The following is a 26,634-nucleotide window of genomic DNA, read 5'->3' as shown; positions in this document are numbered from 1 at the left end:
CATTTGACGTGAGAAATCCTGCGTTCTTACTGTGTTCGGACAGGGCAGCCGCATGCCGGTGTGGTGCGGGCCCAGGACAGGAAAAGGACAATTAGCATGGTTTCGAGCGTCGGAATCCGGTCGACCAACACACCTGAAGGGCTGCCTGCGGCGGATATGGTGCTGCGGAACGGGCGGATTTACACCGTTGATCAGGATCAGCCCTGGGCCGAGGCGGTGGCAATCAAACACGGACGGTTCATGGCGGTTGGCAGCAATGCCGAGATAGAGCCGCTGATTGCCGATTACACCCATGTGCATGATCTGAACGGCGCCTTTGCGATGCCGGGGCTGTACGATATGCACACCCATCCGGATCTGGCTCTGGGGCCGAAATACTCCGACTATCTGGACGTGGGACTGGAGACGCCCTCCCCGGATCAGGTGCGCGAGGCGACCCTGCGCTATGCAACCGAAAACCCGGACCACGAGTGGATTTTCGGCAAGCATTTCGTCCACTACGCCTTCCGCAAGGCGGGGCTGAAGCCAGGGCGCGACTGGCTCGACAGTTTTATCCCCGACCGGCCGGTTGCGATCATGGACCGGATGTGGGGCAGCTGCATGGCCAACTCAAAGGCGCTGGAGCTGGCAGGCGTCAGCAAGGACACAGTCGATCCCAACAACGGCTACATCGTGCGCGACCCGCTGACCGGCGAGCCGGACGGCATTCTGGTTGATGGGGCCTATGCGCTGATCATGGCGGCGATGCCGCCGCCGCCGATGCATGCGCTGACCCGCGCCTATCGCGAGGGCGCGCGGTTCCAGTCTGCCCGCGGGGTGGTGGCAACGAAATACGTGCATGTGTGCGAGCAGCGTCTGGATGCGCTGCGTGCTATCGACCTCGCGGGTGAGCTGCCGGTGCGGGTCGAAGCCGCGATCAGCTGGCAAGACGACATCTTCCCGGTGCGCCGCCGCTGGGAGCTGCTGGCGGGCGAGCGGCATTACTACCGCTCCAAGCGTCTGAATGCGAATGCCGTGAAGTTCCACTTTGACGGCACTGCCGAGCCGCGCACCTCTTACTTGATCACCCCATGGCCGAACGAAAAGACCTGGCAGGGCTCGCTGAACCTGACGCCCGAACATATCTACGACATGGTGGCAGAGATGGACCGCAAGCGGATCCGGGTAATCGCCCATTGTACCGGCGACGGCGCCTCGGACATTTTCCTGGATGCAGTAGCTGAATGCCGCCGCCGCAATGGTTCGGGTGGCATGCGCCACCAATGCGCCCATTCCACCCTGCTGGACGAGGGCAATCTGGCCCGTTTTGCTGAGCTGGACGTGATTGCCGAGTTCTCTCCGGTGGGATGGTTCCCGTCGGAGTTCACCATCGGTGCGCGCTCGTCTTTCGGGGAGCGGCTGCAGGAGGCCTATAACGTGCGCGGCGTGCTGGATGCGGGCGGAGTTACCGTAATGGGCACCGATTGGCCGGTCAGCAGCATCGACCCTTGGTTCGGGTTCGAAACGCTTGTCACCCGCGAAAACCCGCGCGGGGAGATGGAGGGCAAACTGGGCCGGTCGATCACCCCGCAAGAGGCGATCCGGATGCTGACCCTCAACGGCGCCTATGCGATGGGCTGCGAGGATGTGTCCGGTTCGATCACCGCAGGCAAGACCGCCGATCTGATCGTCCTGGACCGCAACCTGTTGGAGATTGACGCCAAGGGCAACTGGCACAAATCGCAGGTGCATCTGACAATGGTGGATGGCGAGATTGTGCATGACCCAAAGGGCTGGATGCAAGGCACAGATTTTGAAAGCCGCATCACCTCTCCGGTGCCTGATCTCACTCCGGTGGACATCTGATGGACACGCGCGTTCCGGTTACCATCGTCGCGGGCTTCCTCGGCTCTGGCAAAACCACTCTGATCAATACCCTGCTGCAGGGGGAGCATGGGTTGAACATCACCGTGCTGGTCAATGATTTCGGCGCGGTCAATATCGACGCCGACCTGATCCTGAAGCGCGAGCGCGAGGTGATGGAGCTGTCAAACGGCTGCGTTTGCTGCTCGATCCAAAGTGATATGGTGGCGCAGCTCCAGGCCCTGTTCCTCTCGGACAACCCGCCAGAATATCTGCTGATCGAGGCCAGCGGGGTTTCTCAGCCCGGCCGCATCGCTTCTGTCTTCGGCTATCCGCAGCTGCGGAACTATGCCCGTTTGGATGCGGTGGTAACGCTGCTGGATGTCGAAAACACTGATGTGCTGTCGGACAGCTGCCGGCAGCTGGTGCAGGCGCAGATTGAGGCCGCCGATATTGCGGTGCTGACCAAGACGGATCTGGTGCAGCCGCAGCAGGTTGCGGATTTCCGCGCGCGATGGCTGTTCCCGAATCTGCCAGCCTTTGAGGCCAGCATCGGGCAAGTGCCGGTGCAGTTTCTTTTGGACACTGGCCGGCATGACCCGGAGAACGCTGTCCTTCCACAATCGCGACCTGCGGCAGGGTTCTGCTCGCAAATCTGGTCGGCGCAAGAGCCTTTCAGCTATGCCAGCTTCAAATCCGCACTCGGCTCTCTGCCAAATTCCGTGTTCCGGTCCAAAGGCGTGCTTTTTTGTGCGGATTTTCCGGAAACCCGGATTGTGTTTCAAAAGGTCGGTTCGCGGATTGAATTCCACAAGGACGGCCTGTGGCGCGGTGCGCCGGAAACCCGCCTGGTTGCCATTGGTGAAGACGGGCTGGCACAGGACGGTTTCCTGCAAACCCATATGGAGCAATTCCTGGCCGCCCACCCCCTCCCCTAGTTTTTTGCGGGTTATGCTGAACTCCATCGCCGGGTCGCTGGTTGAGCTTCCGGTCCATTGGGGCACCGACGACTGGCCGCCCTTCGCCCAATACGATGAGATCGGCTACATGATGCCGGTGGCCGGACCCAGCCGCGGCCTTGAGGGTTTCTGGGAAGAATTCGAAGCCCAATTCGAGGCCGGCGAGTTGTGGCTGGCGATCTGGCATCCTTTCTTGACCGAGCGTCTGGCGCGCTGACGGCAGGTGGAGACCTGGCTTGAGAAAGTGCTGGAGCGCGGCGATGTCTGGTTTGCGCCGATGCATGAAATCGCAGCTCATGTCCGCGCCGAGGCCGCAAAAGACCCGAACGCCGTCCGAGTGGAAGAGCTGCCTTACTACACAAAGCCGGTTCTGTTCTGATGTCAGCTGTCACCCGGCTTGCCCGTGCATTGTGCCGGGCTGATCAGCCCGATGCCGCCGGTATTTTCATCCGCCGCGATGATGCCGGACTCTTTGAGCTGGCACGGCAAGCCCGCCGCGCCTCCTTCTCGACAGCAGCCCGGATGGCTCCAGTGACGTGGACCGCCCCATTGAAGAAATGCTGCGCTATGTGCCAACAGCAGGTTTGACGAGCCGCACCGCAGCGTTTCGCTTAATGATCAGACGGCAGGAAAGGGCCGTCCGCGTCGGCCGGATTCTATAAAACATTGTTGTTGAAGGAGCGGCGGAGGCTGGCAGCTCTGGTGAAGGTTCTTTGATGTTCGCCGCGGAGTGAGGGTGCGGCTTGGCGTGGCATCGGCCTACTTTGGAAATGGACCATCCGCAGACGTGAGTTCGGTCTGCCTTCGGCGCACATGCGGTAAATCTAGAATGGCCTTTGCCGAGCTCTTATTGAAAAGAAGCCTCTAGCCAGGCCTCAAACAGTTGTTTGGCCGCATCATTTGAAGCCGTCGCTGGAACGTCCAGCAAGTAGTGAGCCTGGTCGACCGCCAACGGCTCTCCAGCAATAGTAATCGGCTTCCCGGTCTCAATTGCGGTTTGCGCAAAACGTTCTGTCCGTCGTCATATAGAATGGGACTTCAGAGCGGCTTGAGCAATGGGGCTGGTAGAGTGACCAAGGTATTGGAGGTCAGCACCCAGCTGATCCAGGACATGTCGAAACCCACCTAGTAGTAAGGGCACTGCCACAAAGTTGCAGAAGATGGCTGCAGGAGGGACAGCAGCCCCTCGGTCAGGCCGAAACAGTTCCCTTTGGTCGAAGTTGCAACCCCGGCCTCTGCCGCTTCATTCACAACGACCACCGGGTTCGCAACCAGGTGCTTCAGGATCGTCATCAAAGGGCGCCCCGGCTGCGCGTTGGACCAGCCTCGCTGAGAGCCGACAATGCCAAACGACGCCTGTTCCGCCGTCGCCTCCACACCACAGCGGGGCACGCCAAGTGCGGTGCTCAGCTGACGGGCCCACATGCTCTTTCCAATCCCCGGCGGTCCGTCGAGAAGAACCGGAGGCAGGCGGAAGCCCGCGTCACCATTGCGGACCGAGCGCCGCATCAATTTCCAAAGGAGATCTGTCGCAGGTGCCATCCAGGGCATGCCGGAATGGATTCTGGCGGCGATTTCATCCGCCTGATGTTCCGTCCGGATCCGGACCAGTTCCACACCGTTGCGCAGACCCTCCAAGGTTCTCCGGTCGTCGAGCTTGAGGTGGGAGAGACCTGCGGCGGCAGCCCTCCCTTCCGCCAGCCTGCCCACCCGGCGGTCCACGCGATCCTGACCTTCGCGCCCGAGACCAACCTGCATCAATTCGTTTTCCCACCGCAGGCGGTCATCACGATCGTCCTGGTCCGGAGGCACAATGCCGCGCTCGAGGGCGAGGCGCGTTTTCAGGAACCGTTCCAGGCGCTGCCGTATCGCCCGCCGGTCTTTGTCGACATTGTGGAACTCTGCTTCGATGAACTTGATCTTGGACATAGCTGGCCCTTTTCCCGGCGCGCCGCGCCGTTTGGATCCCGATTGCGCACAGTGCATTCGAGAAAATGGGGGAAAGAACCTGGCCAGGTTTGAGCTTCAGTCCTGCTGAACAAGGACGCTTAAGTCAACTGAGCGAACTAGTCGGAGCGAGTGTGTCATCTCGAAACAGATAGCCGAAACCGGGTCCCGCCCAAGGCATTGAAACAAAAGGAAAACCGGTCCATTTCTGGACCGGCGGAATTTTTAGGGCCTACAATTGGCAGCCGATTAGGGCGTTTTGGCAGCGATCATACGCCATTTACAAAACAATTAACCCCCAGCCCCCTTCAGCCGCACTTCGAATGACCGCAGCTGCGGCAGGTCATGCAGCCTTCGACCATCTGCATGTCGAACTGGCCGCAGCTCGGGCAGGCCTTGCCGCGCGGGGCGTTCAGGTTTACCACTTGCGCCTGCGGGTCGGATTTCAGCCCCATTCCCTCGCCTTCCAGAAAGCCGGTCTTGACCATATGCGTTTCGATCACGCCGCCAATCGCCGCCAGGATCGACGGGATATACTTGCCCTGAACCCAGGCGCCGCCGCGCGGGTCGAACACCGCTTTCAACTCCTCGACCACAAAGGACACATCACCGCCGCGGCGGAACACGGCCGAGATCATCCGGGTCAGCGCCAGCGTCCAGGCATAATGCTCCATGTTTTTGGAGTTGATAAACACCTCGAACGGACGGCGGTGGTGGTTGATGATGATGTCGTTGATGGTCAGATAGATCGCGTGCTCGCTGTCCGGCCACTTCAGCTTGTAGGTATGGCCCTCCAGAGACTGCGGGCGGTCCAGCGGTTCGGACATGTAGACCACTTCGGCACTATCGCTCTCATGCGGTGCCTGGGCGGTCTCGCCCGGCGCGGTGTCGGCGCTTTCGCTGACCGACAGAACCGAGCCGGTCACGTCATTCGGGCGGTAAGTGGTGCAGCCTTTGCAGCCCTGATCCCAGGCCTGCATGTAAACGTCTTTGAAGTCATCAAAGGAGATGTCTTCCGGGCAGTTGATGGTCTTAGAGATCGACGAGTCGATCCATTTCTGCGCCGCTGCCTGCATCTTGACATGGGCCGCGGGCGGCAGGGTCTGGGCGTTGACGAAGTAACCGGGCAGTTTGGCATCGGCGCCGAATTTCTCGCGGTACATCTGCACTGCGTAATCGACCACTTCCTCTTCGGTGCGCGACCCGTCCTTCTGCAGCACCTTGCGGGTGTATGCATAGGCAAACACCGGCTCAATGCCCGAGGACACATTGCCGGCATACAGCGAAATGGTGCCGGTCGGCGCGATGGAGGTCAGCAGTGCGTTGCGGATGCCGTGCTCGCGGATTGCGTCGCGCACGTCCGCGTCCATGTTCAGCATATTGCCGGAGCTGAGGTACGCCTCGGCATCGAACAGCGGGAAGGCACCCTTCTCCTTGGCCAAATCCACCGACGCCAGATACGCGGCGCGGGCTATGCTATGCAGCCATTCGTCGGTCTGACGCGCCGCTTCGTCCGAACCATACTCCAGACCAAGCATCAAGAGCGCATCGGCCAGGCCCGTGACGCCAAGGCCGATCCGGCGCTTGTTCTTGGCTTCCTGTGCCTGCGCCTCCAGCGGGAATTTGGAGACATCTACCACATTGTCCATCATCCGCACCGCAGTGGCGACCAGCTCCTGCATCGCCTCCTGGTCCAGATGCGCGTCTTTCTCAAACGGATTGGCCACCAGCCGCGCCATGTTGACCGAGCCCAAAAGGCACGCACCATAGGGCGGCAGCGGCTGCTCGCCGCAGGGGTTGGTGGCGCAGATGTTTTCGATATAGGAAAGGTTGTTGGCCTTGTTGATCCGATCGATGAAGATCACGCCGGGCTCGGCATAATCATAGGTCGCCTGCATGATCTTGTTCCACAGATCGCGCGCCTGCACGGTGTGGTAGACCTTGCCGTCAAACACCAGTTCCCAGGACCCGTCGGCCTTGACCGCATCCATGAAAGCATCGGTGATCAGCACCGACATATTGAACATGCGCAGGCGGGCAGAATCGGATTTGGCAGTGATGAAAGCCTCAACATCCGGATGGTCGCAGCGCATGGTGGCCATCATCGCGCCGCGGCGCGAGCCCGCCGACATGATGGTGCGGCACATCGCATCCCACACATCCATGAACGACAACGGGCCGGAGGCATCCGCCGCCACGCCCTTCACATCCGCGCCACGCGGCCGGATGGTTGAGAAGTCATAGCCGATGCCGCCGCCCTGCTGCATGGTCAGCGCCGCCTCTTTCAGCATGTCGAAAATCCCCGACATGCTGTCCGGCACGGTGCCCATCACAAAGCAGTTGAACAGGGTCACCTGGCGCGCGGTGCCTGCACCTGCGGTAATCCGGCCTGCGGGCAGGTATTTAAAGTCTTCCAGCGCGGCAAAGAACTTCTCCTCCCACGCATCCGGCGATTTTTCCGCCCGCGCCAAATCGCGCGCGATGCGCCGCCAGCTGTCCTCGACGGTGACGTCAATCGGCATGCCATCGGCCTGCTTGAAACGGTATTTCATATCCCAGATTTGCTCGGCGATGGGGGCGGCGAAGCGGCTCATATGGCGAATCCTTTGAGTCGTGTGGCAGCACGAATGCAGCTTGAATGGCGGCTTCGATACTACAGGCAAGACAGATTTCTCAACGCTGAAAACGTACTTCGTTGAGAATTTATTGCCGAGTGTACCACAAGACCTTGCTAGCACCAAACTCCGAACTACTATATAAAGGTGCCGCTCTGGACGACTCTGTGGGGAACCTGTGGATAAATGCGTGAACCTTGTGAAGCTTTCGGTTGGCACCGAAAGCGTCGAAAGCCTGATGGCCTGGCAGGAGATGCGCCGCCGCGAACTGCCCGAAGGCCTGCCACGCCACGTCACCCGCATGTGGCCCAAGCGCGAGGCGGAGATCCTCAACGGCGGCTCGATCTATTGGGTGATCAAGGGGCTGATCCAATGCCGCCAGCGCGTGCTGCGCATGGATGAGGTCATCGGCGAAGACGGCATCCGCCGCTGCGCCATCATTCTGGAACCGGAATTGCACCGCACCCACACTGCGCCGAAACGCCCGTTCCAGGGCTGGCGCTATTTGAAGACTGAAGACTCACCCGCCGACCTGCCTGCCGGCAAAAGCCAAGAAGAGCCGCTGCCGCTGGAACTCTCGCAGGCACTGGCGGAAATCGGAGTGATCTGAGGCTTTCCGCACCCCCCGCCGCGTGCCTCGCCAGCGCCGGGCGTCAGCCCGGCGCCCGGCCCAACCGGAACGGCGGTATCTTGGATGCCGCTGCTCCGGGCGGGAGAACACTGGCACACGGACCGCTTTGGGTTCAAAAAAGAGGATCTCCCTCCCCCATTGCAGGCATCAAAGATGCCCGAATGGCGTTGGGCGCAGCCCGCGCTTGCGCGCGGGCGGTCCCGCCTATCTCTGGTGTTCCAGAAGATCCAGCAGCGTGTTCAGCGCCGCCTTCTCATCCAGCCCGTATTTCGCCACCCGGCTGCGCCACAGCGTCGCCTGGGACTTCAGCACCAGCCCGTCCGCCAGCAGCTTCAGGTGATTGGCCCGCAGCGTCTCGCCGGTTGAGGTGATATCGGCCACCATCTCGGCGGTCTCGTTCTTCACCGTGCCCTCAGTCGCGCCCTGGCTGTCCACCAGCTGGTAATCCGCCACCCCGGCATCGGTCAGGAATTCCCGCACCAGCCGGTGGTATTTGGTGGCAATCCGCAACCGGTGCCCATGCTCGGTGCGAAAGGCAGACGCCACCGCATCCAGGTCATCCAGTGTGTCCACATCAATCCAGAACTGCGGCACCGCCAGGATCAGGTCGGCATGGCCAAAACCCAGTTCGGCCAGGCTCTCTAGCTGCTGCTCGAACCGCGGCAGTTTCTCCTGGACCAGATCGGTGCCGGTGACGCCCAGGTGGATCCGCCCCGCCGCCAGCTCACGCGGGATTTCCCCCGCCGACAGCAGCACCAGCTCCATGTTCGCAACACCCTCGACCGCGCCGGCATATTCCCGGTCGGACCCGGTGCGCGCCAATGTCACGCCGCGTTTGGCGAACCAGTCGAATGTCTTCTCCATCAGCCGCCCCTTGGACGGCACCCCCAGCTTCAAACTCATGCGCGCACCTCCTCAAGCTGCAGCATCAGGTCCGGGCGCAGCACACCGCCGACCGCCGGGATTTCCTCGCCCCCGCCCAGCCGCCGGGTCAGCGCATCATAGCGCCCGCCGCTGGCAATGGGCGGCAGATCAGGCCGCGCCTCGGCATAAAAGCCGAACACAAACCCGTCGTAATACTCCATCGAGGTGCGCCCGTAAGAGGCCTCGAAATCGAGGGCTTCCACATCCACTCCGCGCGCCTTCATCGCCGCGGTGCGTTCATCCAGGCGGTCCAGCGCCAGATTGATCTGCGGCAGGTCCACCGCGATGTCGCGCATCTGCTCTACCGCGTAGGGTACCGTTTCGCGTACTGCCATCAGCGCTTCCAGCGCCAGCAGCTCATTCTCGGCAATCGGCGGCGCCTTGGCATCTTCGCGCAGCGCTTCAACCCGCGCCTGCACTTCTGCCGCGCGGCGTTTGCCAAGCTCCACCGCCGACCCGGTCAGATCACCCTCGGTCTCCAGCAGCTTCTTGCGGTTCTCCGGGACCGATGCCCGGCCCGCGAACCGGTCCAGCAACGCCCGGAACCGGCGCGGCCGCCAGATATGGCGCATCAGCGCCGCCTTGCGCTTTTCCGTGGTTTTCAGCCCTTGCACGGCGGCCATCAGAATGCCGATATCGCCGGTTGCCGCCCGCAAAGGCAGCCCGCGCACCTGCAGCGCAAACAGCGCAAACACCTCCGCATCCGCTGCCGCCGCATCGTTGCGCTCAAACACCTCATAGCCGACTTGCAGGTATTCGTTGGGCCGGTCAGGGTCGACCTCCTGCCGCCGGAACACCTCGCCTGAATAGGTGTAGCGCGCAGGCTCCGCCCCGTGGCGCATATGCGCCTCCACCACCGGCACAGTGAAATCCGGGCGCAGCATCTGTTCGCCGTGCAGCGCATCTGAGGTCACATAGGCGCGCGCCCGGATGTCCTCGCCGTAAAGATCCAGCAACGTGCCGGCCGGTTGCAGCAGCGGCGTGTCCACCACCTGCGCGCCTGCGGCCTCAAAGCGGACCCGCAGCATCGCAGCGCGGGCCTGAATTTGCGATTGAGCCGCCATGATCAGTCCTGCCCGTCCAGAATTTCCCGCACCTTGGCGGCCAGTTCCGTGCGCGGCACTTCAAACTGGCTCGGACGCTCCTTCCACTCTTCCAGGGTCGCGCTCTCTGCGATCTTGGCACCCAGGATCAAGTCCTTGATCTGCACCACGCCATTGGCTTTTTCATCACCGCCTTCGATCACGGCCACGGGTGAATTCCGCTTATCCGCATACTTCAACTGGTTGCCGAAATTCTTGGGATTGCCCAGGTAAACCTCGGCCCGGATGCCCGCGTTGCGCAGCTCCGCAACCATCATCTGGTAATCCGCCATCCGGTCTCGGTCCATCACGGTGACGACAACGGGGCCGGCAGCCTCCGCCGAAAGCCGCCCCTTGGCATGCAGCGCCGCCAGCAGCCGGTCAACGCCTATGGACACACCCACTGCAGGCACTTCCTGGCCCGTAAAGCGCTTGACCAGCCCGTCATAGCGCCCGCCGCCCGCAACCGATCCGAACTGCCGTTTGCGGCCCTTTTCGTCGAGGATATCAAAGGTCAGCTCCGCCTCAAGCACCGGCCCGGTGTAATAGCCAAGCCCCCGCACAACCGAAGGATCAATCTCGATCCGGTCCTTGCCATAGCCGCCCGCAGCCAGCAGCTCGCCGATCTGCTCCAGCTCGGCAATGCCCTCCTGGCCCACCGCACTGTCACCCACGGCAGCACGCAGGTTGGCAATGGTGCCCGCCGCCTCCGCCGCCTTGGAGGTCAGAAACGCCAGCACCGGCGCGGCCTGATCATCAGACAGGCCAACGCCGTCGATGAAGGCACCCGAAGCATCCAGCCGCCCCTTGGTCAGCAGCTCGCGCACACCGGCCTCACCCACCTTGTCGAACTTGTCGATAGTGCGAAGAACATTGTCACGTACAGCAGGGTCGTCACCGATCCCCATCACTTCCAGCACGCCGTTCAGAACCTTGCGGTTGTTCACCCGCACCAGATAGTCGCCGCGGGGAATGCCGACGGTCTCCAGCGTGTCCGACAGCATCGCGCAGATCTCGGCATCGGCAGCCATCGAGGCGGTGCCCACGGTGTCCGCGTCACACTGATAAAACTGGCGGAAGCGGCCCGGTCCCGGCTTTTCATTGCGCCAGACCGGCCCCATCGCATAGCGGCGGTACGGTGTCGGCAGATCATTGCGGTGCTGGGCATAGACCCGCGCCAAGGGCGCCGTCAGGTCATAGCGCAGCGCCATCCAGTCACCGTTTCCGTCGTCCTCGGTCTCCTGCCAGGCAAACACACCCTCGTTGGGGCGGTCCACATCGGGCAAGAACTTGCCCAGCGCCTCAACGGTTTCCACCGCCGCGGACTCCAGCGCCTCAAACCCGTAATGATGATACACACCCGCAATGGCCCGCAGCATCTCGCTGCGCTGGGTCACCTCCGCACCGAAATAGTCACGGAACCCCTTGGGCGTTTGTGCCTTGGGGCGGGGCTGTTTCTTCACTTTGGCCATGTTCGGCCTCCTCACGGGTAGCGGTTTCACTTGCCCGGCGGTCTAGCGGATGCCAGCCGCAACAGCAAGAAGGAGCCGGGCACACACAGGGACGCAGGAACCCAATGGCCATAGCGCCGCGCCGTCTTCGTCTGGCGGAAAATATCCCCGCCGGAGGCCCGCGGGTTTTCCACCAGAAAACCCGCGTCAGCAACAGCCGCCCCATGGACCCAGGCAGGCAATGGCCCTATGACAGGCCAGCCGCGCACAGGAGAGCCCCATGCAGCATCTGGAAGAGCAAATTGCCCATCTGACCCGCAGCGTGGAGGAGATGAGCGACGTGATCGCCCGTCAGCAGCAGGAGATCGACACCCTGACCCGCCGCGTCGCCATGCTGATGCAGCGTGAGGCCACCCGCGAGCAGGACGGCACCGGCGGTGCGGTCTTCGGCGACGAACGCCCGCCGCATTACTGAGCAAAATCCCGTCATGACGGGCCTGCGCCAGCCCGTGGGCTGGCGCCTCAACAGGTGTTCGGGGCAGTTTATTCCGGCCAAACCGGTACGACTTCTCCGGCGGAGCACCCAGCCTTGCCATTGCGCCAGCCCGCCCGAACGGGCTGCCGCAGGCCCGGGGCGCTCCGCGCCGTTGTTCCGGGCTAAGTAAACACCTTCTAACCTTTAGACCTAGTTCTCAAAGTGCCGAAAAGGTTAACTCTCTCGGGCCAGTTCTCTCAGGTAGTTCCACACTTCATTTCTCACACGAAAAGGCCATTCTAACACAGAGTATTGACCGCCACTGCGGAGGAGAAACCCTTTCGCGACTAGAGGGGCCAAACGCCCATCGGTATAGGTTGCAACAAATGACTGCCGTCCAGATGCGAACAAGCTCATTAACAAATCCAACTCTTCGTCTGGCGCCTCATCTAAAGACTTCCGCAGCCTCGCCCGAAGTTGCCTCTCTTTTCTGCGTGATTGCCGCTTCTTCCAGGCCAGCACCGGCAACCGAAAGAGGTTTGCTACTAAAATGCTAAAGGCAAAGACACCTACATACGCTGCGGTAGTTGTTAACCAGTCGGGTGCGGAATCTAAATAGGGCAGTTTGTAATAGTCACCCGCTAAAACCGACAGACAACCAACAAAAGCGGCGAGTGCAGGCATCCATCCCGCCTGCATTGCTGCGACAAAATCTTTTAAACTAGGCATTGAAACCTCAAAATCACCCCCTCAAATCTCCTCCACATCCAGCACCCCGTCCAGCGACTTCAGCGCCCCTTTGATCTGCGGGTTGATCGGAAACGCCTGGCCCAGATCCATCTCCACATCGCCGGGCAGGCCCGGATCCTGCAGGTACATATAGACTTCTCCGCGCGCGGCATTGCGGGCCGCCGCCTTGGCGTCCTCCAGCACCTGCGCCACGGTGCCCACCGCAGCCGCATCGCTCAGGTAGACCCGCAGGGAACTGCGCCCGGCATCGGCAATCGCACTGTCCACCGGACCAACCGAGCGCACCAGCAGTTTAAGCTGATCGCTCTCCATCGTCGCCTCGGCGGTGATCACAACCTTGGCGCCGGTCTCCAGGAACTCGCGGGATTTCTCCAGCACTTCGGAAAACAGCGTCACCTCAAAGGCACCGGAGGGGTCCGACAGCTGGGCAAAGGCAAAGCGGTTGCCGCGGGCAGATTTACGCTCCTGCCGTCCGGCCACCACGCCCGCCATCTTGGCCATGAATGGGCCGCGCTCGGCCTTCGCCGTCACTTCATCCAGCGTCATGACATCCTTGCGCTTCAGCGCCGGCATGTAATCGTCCAGCGGATGGCCCGACAGGTAGAACCCGATCGCCTTGAATTCCTCGCTCAGCCGCTCGGCCGGCAGCCAGTCCGGCACGCTCGGCAGGCGTGGTTCGGGCAGATCCTCGCCCGCCTCGCCGAACAGCGACACCTGGCTGGAATTGCGCTGGTCATGCACCGCGGCGGAGTAATCCACCAACGGGCCGAGGCTTTCGAACACCCGGCGGCGGTTGGGGTCGAGCTGGTCAAACGCCCCTGCCCGCGCCAGCATCTCCAAGGGCCGCTTGCCGACGCGCTTTAAATTCACCCGGCGGGCAAAATCGAACAGGTTCACAAAAACCCGGTCATACCCGCTCTCATTGCGCGCCTCGGTGACCAATCGCATCACCTCGACACCGACGTTTTTCAGCGCGCCCAGCGCATAGACCAACTCGCCCTTGACCACATTAAACGTCGCCATCGACCGGTTCACACAGGGCGGCACGTATTTCAGCCCCAGCCCTTTCTTCACCTCTTCAAAGTAGATCGCCAGCTTGTCGGTCAGATGGATATCGCAGTTCATGACGCCGCCCATGAACTCTACCGGGTGGTTCGCCTTCAGCCAGCCGGTCTGATAGCTGACCACCGCATAGGCCGCCGCGTGCGATTTATTGAAGCCGTAGTTGGCGAATTTCTCCAGCAGGTCGAAGACTTCCGAGGCCTTCTTGGCAGGCACGCCATTCTCCGCCGCGCCCTTTTCAAACTTCGGGCGTTCGGCGTCCATCGCCTCCTTGATCTTTTTGCCCATTGCCCGGCGCAACAGGTCGGCGCCGCCCAGACTGTAGCCGGCCATCACCTGGGCAATCTGCATCACCTGCTCCTGGTAGACGATGATGCCTTGGGTTTCCTCCAGGATATGGTCGATCAGCGGATGCACCGACTGGATCTTCTTCAGGCCGTTCTTCACCTCGCAGTAGGTCGGGATGTTCTCCATCGGACCGGGCCGGTACAGCGCCACCAGCGCCACGATGTCCTCGATACAGGTGGGTTTCATGCGCTTCAGCGCATCCATCATGCCGGTGGATTCCACCTGGAACACCGCCACCGTCTTGGCCCGCGAATAAAGGTCATAGGTGACCTTATCGTCCAGCGGAATGGCGTTGATTTCATTCACCGCGCCCTCGGGCGGCTCGTACAATTGCGTGCCGTCCTCGCCGGTATGCAGATCGCGGCCCGACTGCTTGATCAGGTCCACTGCGTTCTGAATGACGGTCAGGGTTTTCAGGCCAAGGAAGTCGAACTTCACCAGCCCGGCCTGCTCCACCCATTTCATGTTGAACTGGGTGGCCGGCATGTCGGATCGCGGATCCTGATAGAGCGGCACCAGCGCATCCAGCGGCCGGTCGCCGATCACCACACCGGCGGCATGGGTCGAGGCATTGCGCAGCAGCCCCTCGACTTGCTGGCCATAGGTCAAGAGCCGGTCCACCACCGGCTCATTGCGTGCCTCTTCCTTCAGCCGCGGCTCATCCACCAGCGCCTTTTCAATCGAGACGGGTTTGACCCCTTCCACCGGGATCATCTTGGACAGCCGGTCCACTTGGCCATAGGGCATCTGCAGGACCCGGCCGATGTCGCGCACCGCCGCCTTGGACAAAAGCGCTCCGAATGTGATGATCTGCCCCACCTTGTCGCGGCCGTATTTCTGCTGCACATAGCGGATCACCTCTTCGCGGCGGTCCATGCAAAAGTCGATGTCGAAGTCAGGCATCGACACCCGTTCCGGGTTCAAGAACCGTTCAAACAGCAGCGAATAGCGCAGCGGGTCAAGGTCGGTGATGGTCAGCGCATAGGCCACCAAAGATCCCGCGCCCGAGCCCCGCCCCGGCCCCACCGGAATGCCCTGATCCTTGCCCCATTGAATAAAGTCCGCAACGATCAGGAAATAGCCGGGGAATCCCATGCCCTCGATAATGCCCAGCTCAAAATCCAACCGTGCCTGGTATTCTTCCAAACTCACCGCGTGCGGGATCACCGCCAGACGTTTCTGCAGGCCCTCATTGGCGATGCGGCGCAGTTCTGAGACCTCATCATCGGCGAATTTAGGCAGGATCGGATCCCGCAAATAGGCCTTGAACGCGCAGCGCTTGGCGATCTCCACCGTGTTTTCAACCGCTTCGGGCAGGTCGGCAAACAGCGCCACCATTTCTTCCTGGCTTTTGAAGTAATGCTGCGCAGTCAACCGGCGGCGCGGCTCGGACTGGTCGACATAGGCACCCTCGGCGATGCAGATCATCGCATCATGGGCCTCGTACATTTCGGTGTTGGGGAAATAAACGTCATTGGTCGCGACCAGCGGCAGCTCCATCGCATAGGCCATCTCCACATGGCCGCGCTCGGTCTGTTTTTCCGCCTCCGGCTGGCCGTGCTCGCCGGGGTGGCGCTGCAGTTCCACATACAGCCGGTCCGGAAAAATCCGCTTCAGCTGCTGCATCAGCGCCTCTGCCGCCGGCCGCTGTCCCTGCTGCAGCAACAGCCCCACCGGCCCGTCCGGCCCGCCGCTCAGGCAGATCAGCCCGGCGCTGTTGGCCTCCAGATCGTCCAATGTGACCTGCGGCAGCTGCCCGCCATTGTCCACATACAGACAGGACGACAGCCGCATCAGGCCCTCATACCCTTCTTCGCTCTGCGCCAGCAGCACCAGGGGCGCGGGCAGCTTGGGCTTGCCGCCCGGCTCCGCCTGCTGAAAGGTCAGATCGACCTGGCAGCCCAGGATCGGCTGGATGCCTGCACCGGACAGCGTCACCGAAAATTCCAGCGCCGAGAACATGGCATTGGTATCGGTCACAGCAATCGCAGGCATGCCGTGTTTCTTGCACAGGTCCGGCAGTTTTTTCAGCCGCAGCGCGCCTTCCAGCAGGGAATACTCGGTATGGCTGCGCAGGTGAATGAATCGGGGAGAGCTTGTCATGCCGCCACGCTATCTTATTGCCGCAGCACGGTGAAAGGGTGAAGTGCCGGTCCGCCTCCCGGAATAGCGAAAGGATTACCCGCCATTTTCAGGATTAATTTGAAGCTGTTTCGCCCCGCAAAGAGAGACCCGCCCCAAACATACAGCTAAAAGGCATAAAAAATAACAGCATAGCCGCTGCATCCGCAATTTTCTTGCGCCGCGGAATACTGCAGCGCAGCAGCGGTTTTCCTTGCTTTGCCAAGGGCCTGCTCCCTAGGCTGGTATCCGCAAGCAATACACAGCCCGCCTCTCCTTCTACGCCGCATCGAAGGAAGGCACACCGGGTCAACAGGGTAACGCGGCGGATCCCGGGAAGATGGCACTCGCCTTTCGTCTGAATGGTGAAGACGTTCTGATCGAACACGCAGACGCCTCAGTCACGCTGTTGGACTGGCTGCGCGACGCTAAGGGTCTCACCGGCACCAAAGAAGGCTGCAATGAGGGCGATTGCGGCGCCTGCACCGTGATGGTCACCGATTCACGCGGATCGAAGGCGCTGAATGCCTGCATTCTGTTCCTGCCCCAGCTCAACGGCAAATCTGTCCGCACTGTCGAAGGTGCCGCAGGCCCGGACGGCAGCCTGCATCCGGTGCAGCAGGCCATGATCGATCATCACGGCAGCCAATGCGGTTTCTGCACCCCCGGCTTCATCATGTCGATGGTGACCGCCCACACCAACGGTGCGACGGATTATGACGACCAGCTGGCCGGCAACCTTTGCCGCTGCACCGGCTACGCCCCGATCATCCGCGCCGCCGAGGCCGCCAGCGGCGCCCCGGTCCCGGACTGGATCGCGGATGAAACCTCTTTCACTTTTTCCGAAATACTCCGGGGGGAGGCCGCAGGCCGGGAGGCAGCGCCCCCCTCCGGCCCCCCTGCGGCAACGCCCCCGCTGCTGCCCGCCTCCGCAGACGAACTAGCCGAACTCTACAGCGCCAACCCGGATGCAACCCTTGTGGCCGGCGCCACCGACGTCGGCCTCTGGGTCACCAAGCAGCTGCGCCATCTGCCGCAGATGATCTTGCTGGACGGCTGCACAGACCTGAAGGACATTCAGGTCACGGATACCTCCGTCCGCATTGGCGCCATGTCAGACATGAACGCCCTGCGCACCGCAATAGAACCGCTGCACCCGTCATTCGCCGAAATGCTCCGCCGCTTCGCCTCCCAGCAGGTGCGCGCCGCCGCTACAGTTGGCGGCAATATCGCCAACGGCTCCCCCATTGGCGACACCCCGCCCGCACTGATCGCGCTCGGTGCCACCCTGCACTTGCGCAATGGGGATGACCGCCGCGATTTACCGCTGGAGGATTTCTTCCTCGGCTACGGCAAACAGGACCGCCAGCATGGCGAATTTGTCGAGGCCGTCAGCTTCCCGCGCCAGCCCGGCGCGCTGAAAGTCTACAAGCTGTCGAAACGTTTTGATCAGGACATCTCCGCCGTGCTGGGTGCTTTCAACGTGACAGTCGGGAACGGCCGGATCACTACGGCCCGCATCGCCTTTGGCGGCATGGCAGGTATCCCCAAGCGCGCCGCGAATGTCGAGGCCGCCCTCGCAGGCCAGCCCTGGGATGAAGCCACGATCCAGGCCGCCGCCGCGGCCTTTGATCAGGACTTCACCCCGATGAGCGACATGCGTGGCTCAGCCGAATACCGGCTGGAAACCGCGCGCAGCATGCTTTGCCGCTATTTCGCAGAGATGAACGGCGCGGCAGTTTCGGTGCTGGAGGTGAAACCATGAGCATTTCAAAACCCCTCCCCCATGACGCCGCCGAACTGCATGTGACCGGCGCCGCGCGCTATGTGGATGACATCCCCTCGCCCGCCGGCACGCTGCATCTGGCCTTTGGCCTTTCCCCCATCGCCCGCGGCCATATCACCGGCATGGACCTGCACGACGCGCAGCACAGCCCCGGTGTCGTGGCGGTGCTGACCGCCAGGGGGCTGCCGTTTTCCAACGACGTCTCCCCTTCGATCCATGACGAGCCGCTGCTGGCCTCGGGCACGGTCAACTACGTCGGCCAGCCGGTGTTCCTGGTGGTGGCTGACAGCCATCGCAACACCCGCATCGCGGCCCGCAAGGGCAAGGCCGACTATGCCGAGGAGCCCGCCCTGCTGACCCTGGACGCGGCCCTTGCAGCTGACAGCCGGTTCGAGGAAGGCCCGCGCATCTATGCCAAGGGCGACGCCGCCGCTGCCATCGCTGCCGCTCCGCGCATGATTGAGGGCACATTCGAACTCGGCGGACAGGAGCATTTCTACCTCGAAGGCCAGGCGGCAATGGCCTGGCCGCAGGAGGATGGCGGCATGCATGTCTTCTCCTCGACCCAGCACCCGGCCGAGATCCAGCACAAAGTCGCGGACGCCATCGGCCTGCCGATGCACGCCGTGCGGGTCGAAACCCGCCGCATGGGCGGCGGCTTTGGCGGCAAGGAAAGCCAGGGCAATGCTTTGGCCGTCGCTTGTGCCGTTGCGGCGCGGCTGACCGGCAAGCCCTGCAAGATGCGCTATGACCGTGACGACGACATGGTGATCACCGGCAAGCGCCACGCCTTCCGCATCTCCTACCGCGCTGGATTTGATGAGGACGGCCTTCTGCAAGGGGTCGAGTTCCTGCATCTGGCAGATTGCGGCTGGGCGCAGGACTTGTCGCTGCCGGTCGCCGACCGCGCGATGCTGCACGCGGATAACGCCTATCTGATCCCCGATATCCGGATCGAGAGCCACCGCCTGCGCACCAACCGGCAAAGCGCCACCGCCTACCGCGGCTTTGGCGGACCGCAGGGCATGGTCGGGATCGAGCGGGTGATGGACCATATCGCCCATGACCTCGGGATGGACCCAGCGGAGCTGCGGCAGCGGAATTATTATGCGGCACCGGCGGAGGGGGGCTCTGCCCCCCCTGCCCCCCGGGATACTTCCGGCAAGAGGAAAGACAACACCACGCCTTATGGCATGGAAGTCACAGATTTTGAGCTGCATGGGATGACGGTGGATTTGCTGCGCTCCTCGGATTATGCGGCGCGCAAGGCAGCGATTGCGGAATGGAACAAGGGCCAGACCCACCTGAAGCGCGGCATTGCCTTTTCGCCGGTGAAGTTCGGGATTTCCTTTACGCTGACGCATCTCAATCAAGCCGGCGCGCTGGTGCATGTCTATCAGGACGGCTCGGTGCATCTGAACCACGGCGGCACCGAGATGGGCCAGGGGCTGTTTCAGAAGGTGGCACAGGTTGCCGCCAGCCGCTTTGGCATCCCGCTGGAGAAGGTCAAGATCACCGCAACCGACACCGCCAAAGTGCCCAATACCTCCGCCACCGCGGCCTCGTCGGGGTCCGACCTTAATGGCATGGCGGTGAAAGCGGCCTGCGACATCCTTCGAGACCGCATGGCCGAGTATCTGGCGTTGCAGCATCAGGCCCGCCCCGGCGATGTGGTGTTTGAAGGTGGCATGGTGCGCATTGGCCAGGACGAAATGTCCTTCGATCAGGCCGCCATGACCTGCTACCAGGGCCGGGTCAGCCTGTCTGCCACCGGCTTTTACAAGACACCCAAGGTGGAATGGGACCGGATCAAGGGCCAGGGCCGCCCGTTTTACTATTTCGCCTATGGCGCCGCTGTGACCGAGGTTGTTGTGGACGCCCTCACCGGTGAGAACCGTATCCTGCGTGCAGACATTCTGCACGATGCCGGCGCGTCGCTGAACCCAGGCATCGACATCGGCCAGATCGAGGGCGGCTATGTGCAGGGCGCCGGCTGGCTGACCACCGAAGAACTGGTCTGGGACGGCGCCGGGCGGCTCAGGACTCATGCGCCCTCGACCTACAAGATTCCTGCCTGCTCGGACCGGCCCGATGTGTTCAACGTTGCACTTTACGACGGGCAGAACCGCGAGGACACCATCTACCGCTCCAAGGCGGTGGGGGAGCCGCCTTTTATGCTGGGCATCTCCGCCTGGCTGGCGCTCAGCGATGCGGTTTCCGCCTTTGGCGACAGCTACCCGGCGCTGAACGCGCCGGCGACGGCAGAGGAAGTCTGGCGCGCAATCCGGAGGGTGCGCGATGGGGTTTGATGTTGCAGCCCTCCGCAAGGCGGTTTCCGAACATGGCCGCGTCACTCGCGTGGTGATCGCTGCCATCCGCGGCTCCTCCCCGCGCGAGACGGGCACCGCCATGCTAGTGTGGAAGGATGGCCAAAGCGGCACCATCGGCGGTGGCGCCTTGGAGTTTGAGGCCGCAGAGGCCGCACGCCTGCAAGCCGAGCCCAAGACGTTCAGCACCCATGCATTAGGGCCGGACCTGGGCCAATGCTGCGGCGGCGCGGTCACCCTGCTGAGCGAGGTCTATGAGACCGCGGATCTGGCCGCGCTGGATCAGGAGATCATCGCCCGCTCCGCCAGCCCGGCGCCGATGCCGATGGCGGTGAAACGCATCCTCGCTGCCGCCCGCAGCCAGGGCCTGCCCCTTGCGCCGCAGCTGGTGGACGGCTGGATGATCGAACCGGTGCATCAGCCGCAACTGCCGGTCTGGATCTGGGGCGCGGGCCATGTCGGGCGGGCGCTGGTCAATGTGCTGGCACCGCTGCCGGAATTGCAGATCACCTGGGCGGACACCGCCGCCGCGCGGTTCCCGGTTGAAACCCCGGCAGGTGTCACCGCGATTCCGGCAGCTGACGTTGCGCCTCTGGTGCCGCATGCGCCTGAAAACGCTGCGCATTTGGTGCTGACCTATTCCCATGCGCTGGATCTGGCGCTATGCCACGCTTTGCTGGGCCACGGCTTTGCCTTCGCCGGGCTGATCGGCTCCAAAACCAAATGGGCGCGGTTCCGGTCGCGTCTTGCCGCCCTGGGCCACAGCCCGGACCGGATTTCACGGATCACCTGCCCGATCGGCGATCCGCAACTTGGAAAACATCCGCAGATGATTGCGGTCGGCGTCGCGGCCCAGCTGCTGCGGCTGAGTGCAAAAGAAGAACTGAGAAAGGACCGGCGCGCGTGAGTGTACCACTGTTAAGCCTGCAAGGCCTGACCAAGGCCTACCCCGGGGTTGTGGCCAATGACTCCGTCTCCTTTGACATCGGCGAGGGCGAAGTACATGCCCTCCTCGGTGAAAACGGCGCCGGGAAATCGACGCTGGTCAAGATGATCTATGGCCTTGTGAAGCCCGACAGCGGCCAGATGCTGCTGCGCGGGGAGCCTTTCGCCCCGGCGGAGCCGCGTGCGGCACGCGCTGACGGCATCGCCATGGTGTTCCAGCATTTTTCGCTGTTTGACGCGCTGAACGTGGCCGAGAACATCGCGCTGGGGATGGAAAACCCGCCGGAGTTGCGCGACCTCGCCGCCCGCATCCGCGAGGTGTCGGAGACCTATGGGTTGCCGCTGGACCCGTTCCGTACTGTTGGTGATTTGTCGGCAGGCGAGCGTCAGCGGGTGGAGATCATCCGCTGCCTGCTGCAGGACCCGAAACTGCTGATCATGGACGAGCCGACCTCGGTGCTGACCCCGCAGGAGGTGGAGATCCTGTTCAAGACACTGCAGAAGCTGCAGTCCGAGGGCACCTCGATCCTTTATATCTCGCACAAGCTGGAGGAAATCCGCACGCTCTGCGATCACGCCACCATTCTGCGGCTGGGCAAGAACGTCGGCGAATGCACACCGGCTGAAACCTCGGCCCGCGACATGGCGGAGATGATGGTCGGCAGCACCTTGCAGACCCCGGAACGCGGCAGCCGCGAATTCGGCGGTGTGGCGATGGATATCTCCGGCCTGTCGGTACCGGCGCCTTCGGCCTTTGGCACCGCGCTGAAGAACGTGCACTTGACGGTAAAGAAGGGCGAAATCCTTGGCATCGGCGGCGTGGCAGGCAACGGGCAGGACGAACTGCTGGGTGTGCTCTCCGGCGAGGTCCTGACCGATGCGGATGCGGTGAAACTGCATGGGCAACCCATCGGCCGCCTCGGCCCCGCCGCGCGGCGCAAGCTGGGCGTTCTGGCAGCACCCGAAGAACGCCTGGGCCACGCCGCCGCCCCGGATATGAGCCTGACGGAGAATGCCATGCTCACCGGATCGGTGCGCGAGGGGCTGGAAAAAAACGGGTTTCTGGATTGGGCAGCGACCAAGGATTTTGCCGAACGTATCATCAAGGCTTTTGACGTCCGCACGCCTGGTCCCGGCAATGCGGCGCGCTCGCTGTCGGGCGGCAATCTGCAGAAGTTTGTGATCGGACGCGAGGTTCTGCAGGACCCGGATGTGCTGGTAGTGAACCAGCCGACCTGGGGTGTCGATGCCGCTGCCGCCGCAGCCATCCGCCAGTCGCTGCTGGATCTGGCCGCCAAGGGCGCCGCGGTGATCTGCATCAGCCAGGATCTGGACGAGCTGATGGAAATCTCCGACAGCTTTGCCGCATTGAACGAAGGCCGCCTGAGCGCCCCGCGTGAGGCCGCGGGCCTGACGGTGGACGAGATCGGCCTGATGATGGGCGGCGCCCACGGCATGGAGGTGGCGCATGTTTGACCTCCGCAAAAGAAATAAAACGATGAAACAGGGAGCCGCTTTATGATCCGGCTTGAGAAACGGCCGCAGCCGTCGCGCGCATGGTCGATGGCAACGCCGCTGGTGGCGGTGCTGGCGACGATGCTGTTTGGCGGACTGTTGTTTGCAGCCCTTGGCAAACCACCGGTGGAGGCGATCCGCACCATTTTCTGGGAGCCGCTGTTTGGCGAGTTCTCTTTCTACTACCGCCCCCAGCTGCTGGTCAAAGGCGCGCCGCTGGTGCTGATCGCCATCGGGCTGTCGCTGGGTTTCAGGGCCGGCATCTGGAACATCGGCGCCGAAGGGCAATACATCATGGGCGCCATATTCGGCGCTGGGGCGGGCCTGGCCTTCTATCCTTCCGAATCCTTCCTCATTTTCCCCTTCATGGTGATTGCCGGCGCCTTTGGCGGCTGGCTCTGGGCGATGATCCCGGCCATTCTGAAAACCCGGTTCGGCACCAATGAAATCCTGGTCTCGCTGATGCTGGTCTATGTGGCCGAGCAGTTTCTCGCCTCGGTCTCACTGGGCCTCTTGAAGAACCCGGAGGGCTTCGGCTTCCCCGGTTCGCGCAACCTGCAATCCTGGGACAGCGCCCATAACGCCGAGCTGATTGCCGGATCTGGGATGCACTGGGGTGTAGTGGCGGCGCTGATTGCGGTGATCTTTGCCTATGTGCTGCTGAACCGCCACATGACCGGCTACCACATCCGCCTCACTGGCGAGGCGCCGCGCGCGGCCAAGTTTGCCGGCGTGAACCCGACCCGGCTGGTGCTGTTCTGCCTTGGCACTTCTGGCGCTTTGGCCGGGCTGGCCGGCATGTTCGAGGTCTCGGGGCCTTCGGGCCAGATCTCCATCGACTTCAACGTGGGCTATGGCTTTACCGCCATTATCGTCGCGTTTCTGGGCCGCCTGCATCCCGTAGGCATCCTGCTGGCCGGCGGGCTGATGGCGCTGACATACATCGGCGGCGACATCGCGCAGTCGAACCTGCAGCTGCCCGCCGCGGCCATTCAGGTGTTCCAGGGCATGCTTCTGTTCTTCCTCCTTGCCTTTGACCTGTTGACCAATTTCCGCATCGCACTCAGCAAGCCGGAGGTGGCGTAATGGATCTTTCTGCAATCAACCCGGTCCTGCTCATCGCTTCGCTGATGGTGGCGGCAACCCCGCTGCTGCTGGCCGCCATAGGCGAGCTGGTGGTCGAGAAATCCGGAGTGTTGAACCTTGGCGTCGAGGGGATGATGATCATCGGCGCCATCGCAGGCTTTGCCGTGGCGGTGGAGAGCGGCTCACCCTTGCTGGGCTTTGTCGCTGCCGCCTTTGCCGGTGCGGCGCTGTCGATCCTGTTCGCGATCCTCACCCAGTTTGCCCAGGCAAACCAGGTCGCCTCGGGCCTGTCTTTGACCCTGTTCGGGCTGGGGCTTTCGGCGCTGTTGGGGCAGTCCTATGTCGGTGTGAAACCGCCGCAGATGGGCGATATCCATATCCCGGTGCTCAGCGATCTGCCCGTGGTCGGCCCGATCCTGTTCGGCCATGACATCATCCTTTACTTCGGTATCGTGCTGACCGCCGCGGTCTGGTGGGTGCTGAAGTATTCCCGCATCGGGCTGGTGCTGCGCGCAGTGGGCGAGAACCACGACGCCGCCCATGCGCTGGGATACAAGGTGCTGAAAATCCGCCTGATGGCAATCATGTTCGGCGGCGCCTGCGCCGGTCTTGGCGGTGCCTACATCAGCCTCATTCGCGTCCCGCAATGGACCGAAGGCATGACCGCCGGCATCGGCTGGATTGCGCTGGCGCTGGTGGTCTTTGCCAGCTGGAAACCCTGGCGCGCTTTGCTGGGTGCCTACCTGTTCGGCGGGGTCACCGTGGTGCAGCTCAATCTGCAGGCGGCAGGCGTTGCCATTCCGGTCGAGTATCTGGCAATGTCGCCCTATCTGATTACGATCATTGTGCTTGTTATCCTTTCGGCGGACAAAAGCAGCGCACCCGCCTCGCTTGGCCGCAACTTCCATGCCTCCCGTTAAGGGGGGCTTTTCACTGCCCCGGCACCCCGGGGCCAAAAAGATCCAAACTGGGGAGAAATTGATGAAACTGACCAAACTTCTGACCAGCGCCGCGATGGCGCTTGGCCTGGCCGCCGGTGCGGCGATGGCCGACACCACCAAAGTGGGCTTTGTCTATGTCGGCCCCGTCGGCGACGGCGGCTGGACCTATGAGCACGACCAGGGCCGCAAAGCGGTTGAGGCTGAATTCGGCGACAAGGTCGAAACTGTGTACGTGGAAAACGTCGCCGAAGGTCCCGACGCCGAGCGGGTGATGACCCAGATGGCGCTGGAGGGCGCCGACCTGATCTTCACCACCTCCTTTGGCTACATGGACCCGACCATCAACGTCGCCAAGAAATTCCCGAACGTGAAGTTCGAGCACGCCACCGGCTATAAACGCGCCGACAACGTCTCAACCTACTCCGCCCGCTTTTACGAGGGCCGCGCAGTACAGGGCACCATCGCGGGCCACATGACCGAAAGCAACGTGGTCGGCTACATCGGCTCATATCCGATCCCGGAAGTCGTGCGCGGCATCAACTCCGCCTATATCCACGCCAAGAAGGTGAACCCCGACGTCCAGTTCAAGATCGTCTGGGCCTTCACCTGGTTCGATCCTGCGAAAGAGGCTGATGCCGCCAAGGTGCTGATCGAACAAGGTGCCGACGTGATCCTGCAGCACACAGACTCCACCGCACCGCAGGCCGCCGCACAGGCCGCAGGCAATGTGATCACCTTTGGCCAGGCCTCCGACATGGCGGAATACGGTCCCAAGCCGCGGGTGTCTTCGATCATCGACGACTGGGCGCCCTACTACATCGCCCGCACCAAGGCGGTGATCGACGGCAACTGGGAGTCGGTTGACACCTGGGACGGCATCGGCGCCGGCATGGTTGGCATCGGCGAGATTTCCGACGCGGTACCGGCGGATGTGAAAGCCGCCGCGCTGGCAATCAAGGAGTCCATTGCAAACGGCTCCTACCACCCGTTCACCGGCCCGATCAAAAAGCAGGACGGCTCGGACTGGCTGGCTGAGGGCGAGACCGCAGACGACGGCACCCTGGCTGGCATGAACTTCTATGTCGAAGGCTTGGAAGGCGACATCCCGCAGTAAGCTGCGCGTCACTCAGAAATGGAAAGGCCCGCCAATTGGCGGGCCTTTTTCATTCGGTGTCACCGGCCCCGGTCAGGAACAGCGCACCGGCGCCGCCAGCCGACGCACCTGTCCGCCATCCCGTTCAGCCAGCGGCGCGCCGGTCACTGCGCAGCCGGAAATCTGCGCGACATAGGCTGTCAACTCCTGCAGCGCGGCGCTGTCAGCCGCCCGCAGCTCTTTCTTTGGCATATCGATGGCAAACATCACTGCAAAGCTGCTGCCATCCACGGTGACGATCCGGAACCGGGTCTGCGCATCCCCCAGATGGGTCTTTGCCGCATAGGGCGATTTGCGTTCAAACGCCTTGTAGGCAATCGCAGCCCCGGCGGCTTCGCGGGCAGCCAGCCGTGCGCCGCCAGCCTGGAAGCCCGCCGAATGGGCCACCAGCCATGGGGCGCCGGTGCGGGTCTTGTGCAGGCCCGGGCGCATCGCTGCATGGGGGGCCATCTCAGCCTCGGCTGCTGCACGGTAATCTGTGCCGCTTGCCCCGGTCTGCACCCTGATCTGCCCTCCCGTCTGCGCGCCGGAACCAGCCCGTGTTGCCGACCAGTAGTCGGGCTTCTCCGGTCCCGCACAGGCTGCCAGAAGCGCCGCCGCCCCGATCATCAGAAACTGTTTCACGTTTACTCTCCGTAGCTTTGCCGCGCCTATCCTGACAAGAAAACCGGGCC

General features: G+C 62.6%; 21 protein-coding genes. 13 read left to right on the top strand and 8 right to left on the bottom strand.

Going from position 1 to position 26,634, the window contains the following annotated elements:
• Positions 1 to 96 precede the first annotated feature (96 nt).
• Genes K3555_RS04930 through K3555_RS24765 form a run of 4 tightly spaced genes read left to right on the top strand, consistent with a single transcriptional unit; the run spans position 97 to position 3,180 of the window.
• Positions 97 to 1,845 carry an amidohydrolase gene (locus K3555_RS04930; protein WP_260007613.1) on the top strand — a complete coding sequence of 583 codons (1,749 nt, stop codon included), beginning with the start codon at positions 97 to 99 and terminating at the stop codon, positions 1,843 to 1,845.
• Complete coding sequence (locus K3555_RS04925; RefSeq protein ID WP_260007612.1) at positions 1,845 to 2,780, top strand: GTP-binding protein; 936 nt, start codon at positions 1,845 to 1,847, stop codon at positions 2,778 to 2,780. The genes K3555_RS04930 and K3555_RS04925 overlap by 1 nt, the downstream gene beginning before the upstream one ends.
• Before the next feature lie 13 nt (positions 2,781 to 2,793).
• Positions 2,794 to 3,018 (top strand): hypothetical protein, encoded by a 225-nt coding sequence (locus K3555_RS24770; RefSeq protein WP_311200019.1) that lies wholly within the window; start codon positions 2,794 to 2,796, stop codon positions 3,016 to 3,018.
• 6 nt (positions 3,019 to 3,024) lie between these two features.
• Positions 3,025 to 3,180 (top strand): hypothetical protein, encoded by a 156-nt coding sequence (locus K3555_RS24765; protein ID WP_311200018.1) that lies wholly within the window; start codon positions 3,025 to 3,027, stop codon positions 3,178 to 3,180.
• A 746-nt stretch (positions 3,181 to 3,926) separates the two neighbouring features.
• On the opposite strand, the gene K3555_RS04915 is transcribed toward K3555_RS24765, so the two are convergent.
• Both K3555_RS04915 and K3555_RS04910 read right to left on the bottom strand, forming a co-directional pair.
• Positions 3,927 to 4,730, bottom strand: coding sequence for an AAA family ATPase (locus tag K3555_RS04915; RefSeq protein ID WP_260007611.1), 804 nt, complete (start codon positions 4,728 to 4,730; stop codon positions 3,927 to 3,929).
• 326 nt (positions 4,731 to 5,056) lie between these two features.
• Positions 5,057 to 7,342, bottom strand: a complete 2,286-nt coding sequence (locus K3555_RS04910; protein WP_260007610.1) for an adenosylcobalamin-dependent ribonucleoside-diphosphate reductase — start codon at positions 7,340 to 7,342, stop codon at positions 5,057 to 5,059.
• 199 nt (positions 7,343 to 7,541) lie between these two features.
• Between K3555_RS04910 and K3555_RS04905 the strand changes: the two genes are divergently transcribed.
• Positions 7,542 to 7,973: a DUF1489 family protein gene (locus K3555_RS04905; protein WP_259994384.1), complete on the top strand. Its 432-nt coding sequence runs from the start codon at positions 7,542 to 7,544 to the stop codon at positions 7,971 to 7,973.
• Positions 7,974 to 8,198: 225 nt separating this feature from the next.
• Here K3555_RS04905 and hisG read toward each other — a convergent pair whose 3' ends face one another.
• Genes hisG through hisS form a run of 3 tightly spaced genes read right to left on the bottom strand, consistent with a single transcriptional unit; the run spans position 8,199 to position 11,472 of the window.
• Positions 8,199 to 8,897: an ATP phosphoribosyltransferase gene (hisG, locus tag K3555_RS04900; RefSeq protein ID WP_259990615.1), complete on the bottom strand. Its 699-nt coding sequence runs from the start codon at positions 8,895 to 8,897 to the stop codon at positions 8,199 to 8,201.
• Positions 8,894 to 9,982: an ATP phosphoribosyltransferase regulatory subunit gene (locus K3555_RS04895; RefSeq protein ID WP_259990613.1), complete on the bottom strand. Its 1,089-nt coding sequence runs from the start codon at positions 9,980 to 9,982 to the stop codon at positions 8,894 to 8,896. Before K3555_RS04895 ends, hisG begins: the two co-directional genes overlap by 4 nt.
• A gap of 2 nt (positions 9,983 to 9,984) precedes the next feature.
• Positions 9,985 to 11,472 (bottom strand): histidine--tRNA ligase, encoded by a 1,488-nt coding sequence (hisS, locus tag K3555_RS04890; RefSeq protein ID WP_260007609.1) that lies wholly within the window; start codon positions 11,470 to 11,472, stop codon positions 9,985 to 9,987.
• Between the two features lie 259 nt (positions 11,473 to 11,731).
• Here hisS and K3555_RS04885 point away from each other — a divergent pair, with 259 nt between their 5' ends.
• Entirely contained in the window at positions 11,732 to 11,926 is a 195-nt protein-coding gene (locus K3555_RS04885; RefSeq protein ID WP_259990609.1) for a SlyX family protein, read from the top strand.
• Between the two features lie 234 nt (positions 11,927 to 12,160).
• Here the strand turns inward: K3555_RS04885 and K3555_RS04880 are convergent, their stop codons facing one another.
• Entirely contained in the window at positions 12,161 to 12,655 is a 495-nt protein-coding gene (locus K3555_RS04880) for a superinfection exclusion B family protein (RefSeq protein WP_260007608.1), read from the bottom strand.
• A 21-nt stretch (positions 12,656 to 12,676) separates the two neighbouring features.
• A complete protein-coding gene (gene dnaE, locus K3555_RS04875) occupies positions 12,677 to 16,189 on the bottom strand; it encodes a DNA polymerase III subunit alpha (RefSeq protein WP_259994394.1) in 3,513 nt (1,170 codons plus the stop codon).
• A 358-nt stretch (positions 16,190 to 16,547) separates the two neighbouring features.
• Between dnaE and xdhA the strand changes: the two genes are divergently transcribed.
• From xdhA to K3555_RS04840, 7 genes are all read left to right on the top strand, one after another.
• On the top strand, positions 16,548 to 17,972 hold the full coding sequence (gene xdhA, locus K3555_RS04870) for a xanthine dehydrogenase small subunit (RefSeq protein ID WP_260007607.1): 1,425 nt from the start codon (positions 16,548 to 16,550) through the stop codon (positions 17,970 to 17,972).
• Positions 17,969 to 20,302: a xanthine dehydrogenase molybdopterin binding subunit gene (xdhB, locus tag K3555_RS04865; RefSeq protein WP_260007606.1), complete on the top strand. Its 2,334-nt coding sequence runs from the start codon at positions 17,969 to 17,971 to the stop codon at positions 20,300 to 20,302. The genes xdhA and xdhB overlap by 4 nt, the downstream gene beginning before the upstream one ends.
• On the top strand, positions 20,292 to 21,227 hold the full coding sequence (xdhC, locus tag K3555_RS04860; protein ID WP_260007605.1) for a xanthine dehydrogenase accessory protein XdhC: 936 nt from the start codon (positions 20,292 to 20,294) through the stop codon (positions 21,225 to 21,227). Before xdhB ends, xdhC begins: the two co-directional genes overlap by 11 nt.
• Positions 21,224 to 22,741, top strand: a complete 1,518-nt coding sequence (locus tag K3555_RS04855) for an ABC transporter ATP-binding protein (RefSeq protein WP_260007604.1) — start codon at positions 21,224 to 21,226, stop codon at positions 22,739 to 22,741. Before xdhC ends, K3555_RS04855 begins: the two co-directional genes overlap by 4 nt.
• Before the next feature lie 42 nt (positions 22,742 to 22,783).
• Positions 22,784 to 23,866: an ABC transporter permease gene (locus K3555_RS04850; protein ID WP_260007603.1), complete on the top strand. Its 1,083-nt coding sequence runs from the start codon at positions 22,784 to 22,786 to the stop codon at positions 23,864 to 23,866.
• Complete coding sequence (locus tag K3555_RS04845; RefSeq protein ID WP_260007602.1) at positions 23,866 to 24,786, top strand: ABC transporter permease; 921 nt, start codon at positions 23,866 to 23,868, stop codon at positions 24,784 to 24,786. The genes K3555_RS04850 and K3555_RS04845 overlap by 1 nt, the downstream gene beginning before the upstream one ends.
• Before the next feature lie 61 nt (positions 24,787 to 24,847).
• A complete protein-coding gene (locus tag K3555_RS04840; RefSeq protein ID WP_259990590.1) occupies positions 24,848 to 25,921 on the top strand; it encodes a BMP family ABC transporter substrate-binding protein in 1,074 nt (357 codons plus the stop codon).
• A gap of 72 nt (positions 25,922 to 25,993) precedes the next feature.
• Here K3555_RS04840 and K3555_RS04835 read toward each other — a convergent pair whose 3' ends face one another.
• Positions 25,994 to 26,584, bottom strand: a complete 591-nt coding sequence (locus tag K3555_RS04835; RefSeq protein WP_260007601.1) for a hypothetical protein — start codon at positions 26,582 to 26,584, stop codon at positions 25,994 to 25,996.
• Between the last annotated feature and the right edge of the window lie 50 nt (positions 26,585 to 26,634).

It is taken from the genome of Leisingera sp. M527, assembly GCF_025141525.1.
Lineage (GTDB): Bacteria > Pseudomonadota > Alphaproteobacteria > Rhodobacterales > Rhodobacteraceae > Leisingera.
Note: the sequence above shows the minus strand (reverse complement) of the source record. Positions and strands in the feature narration are given on the sequence as shown.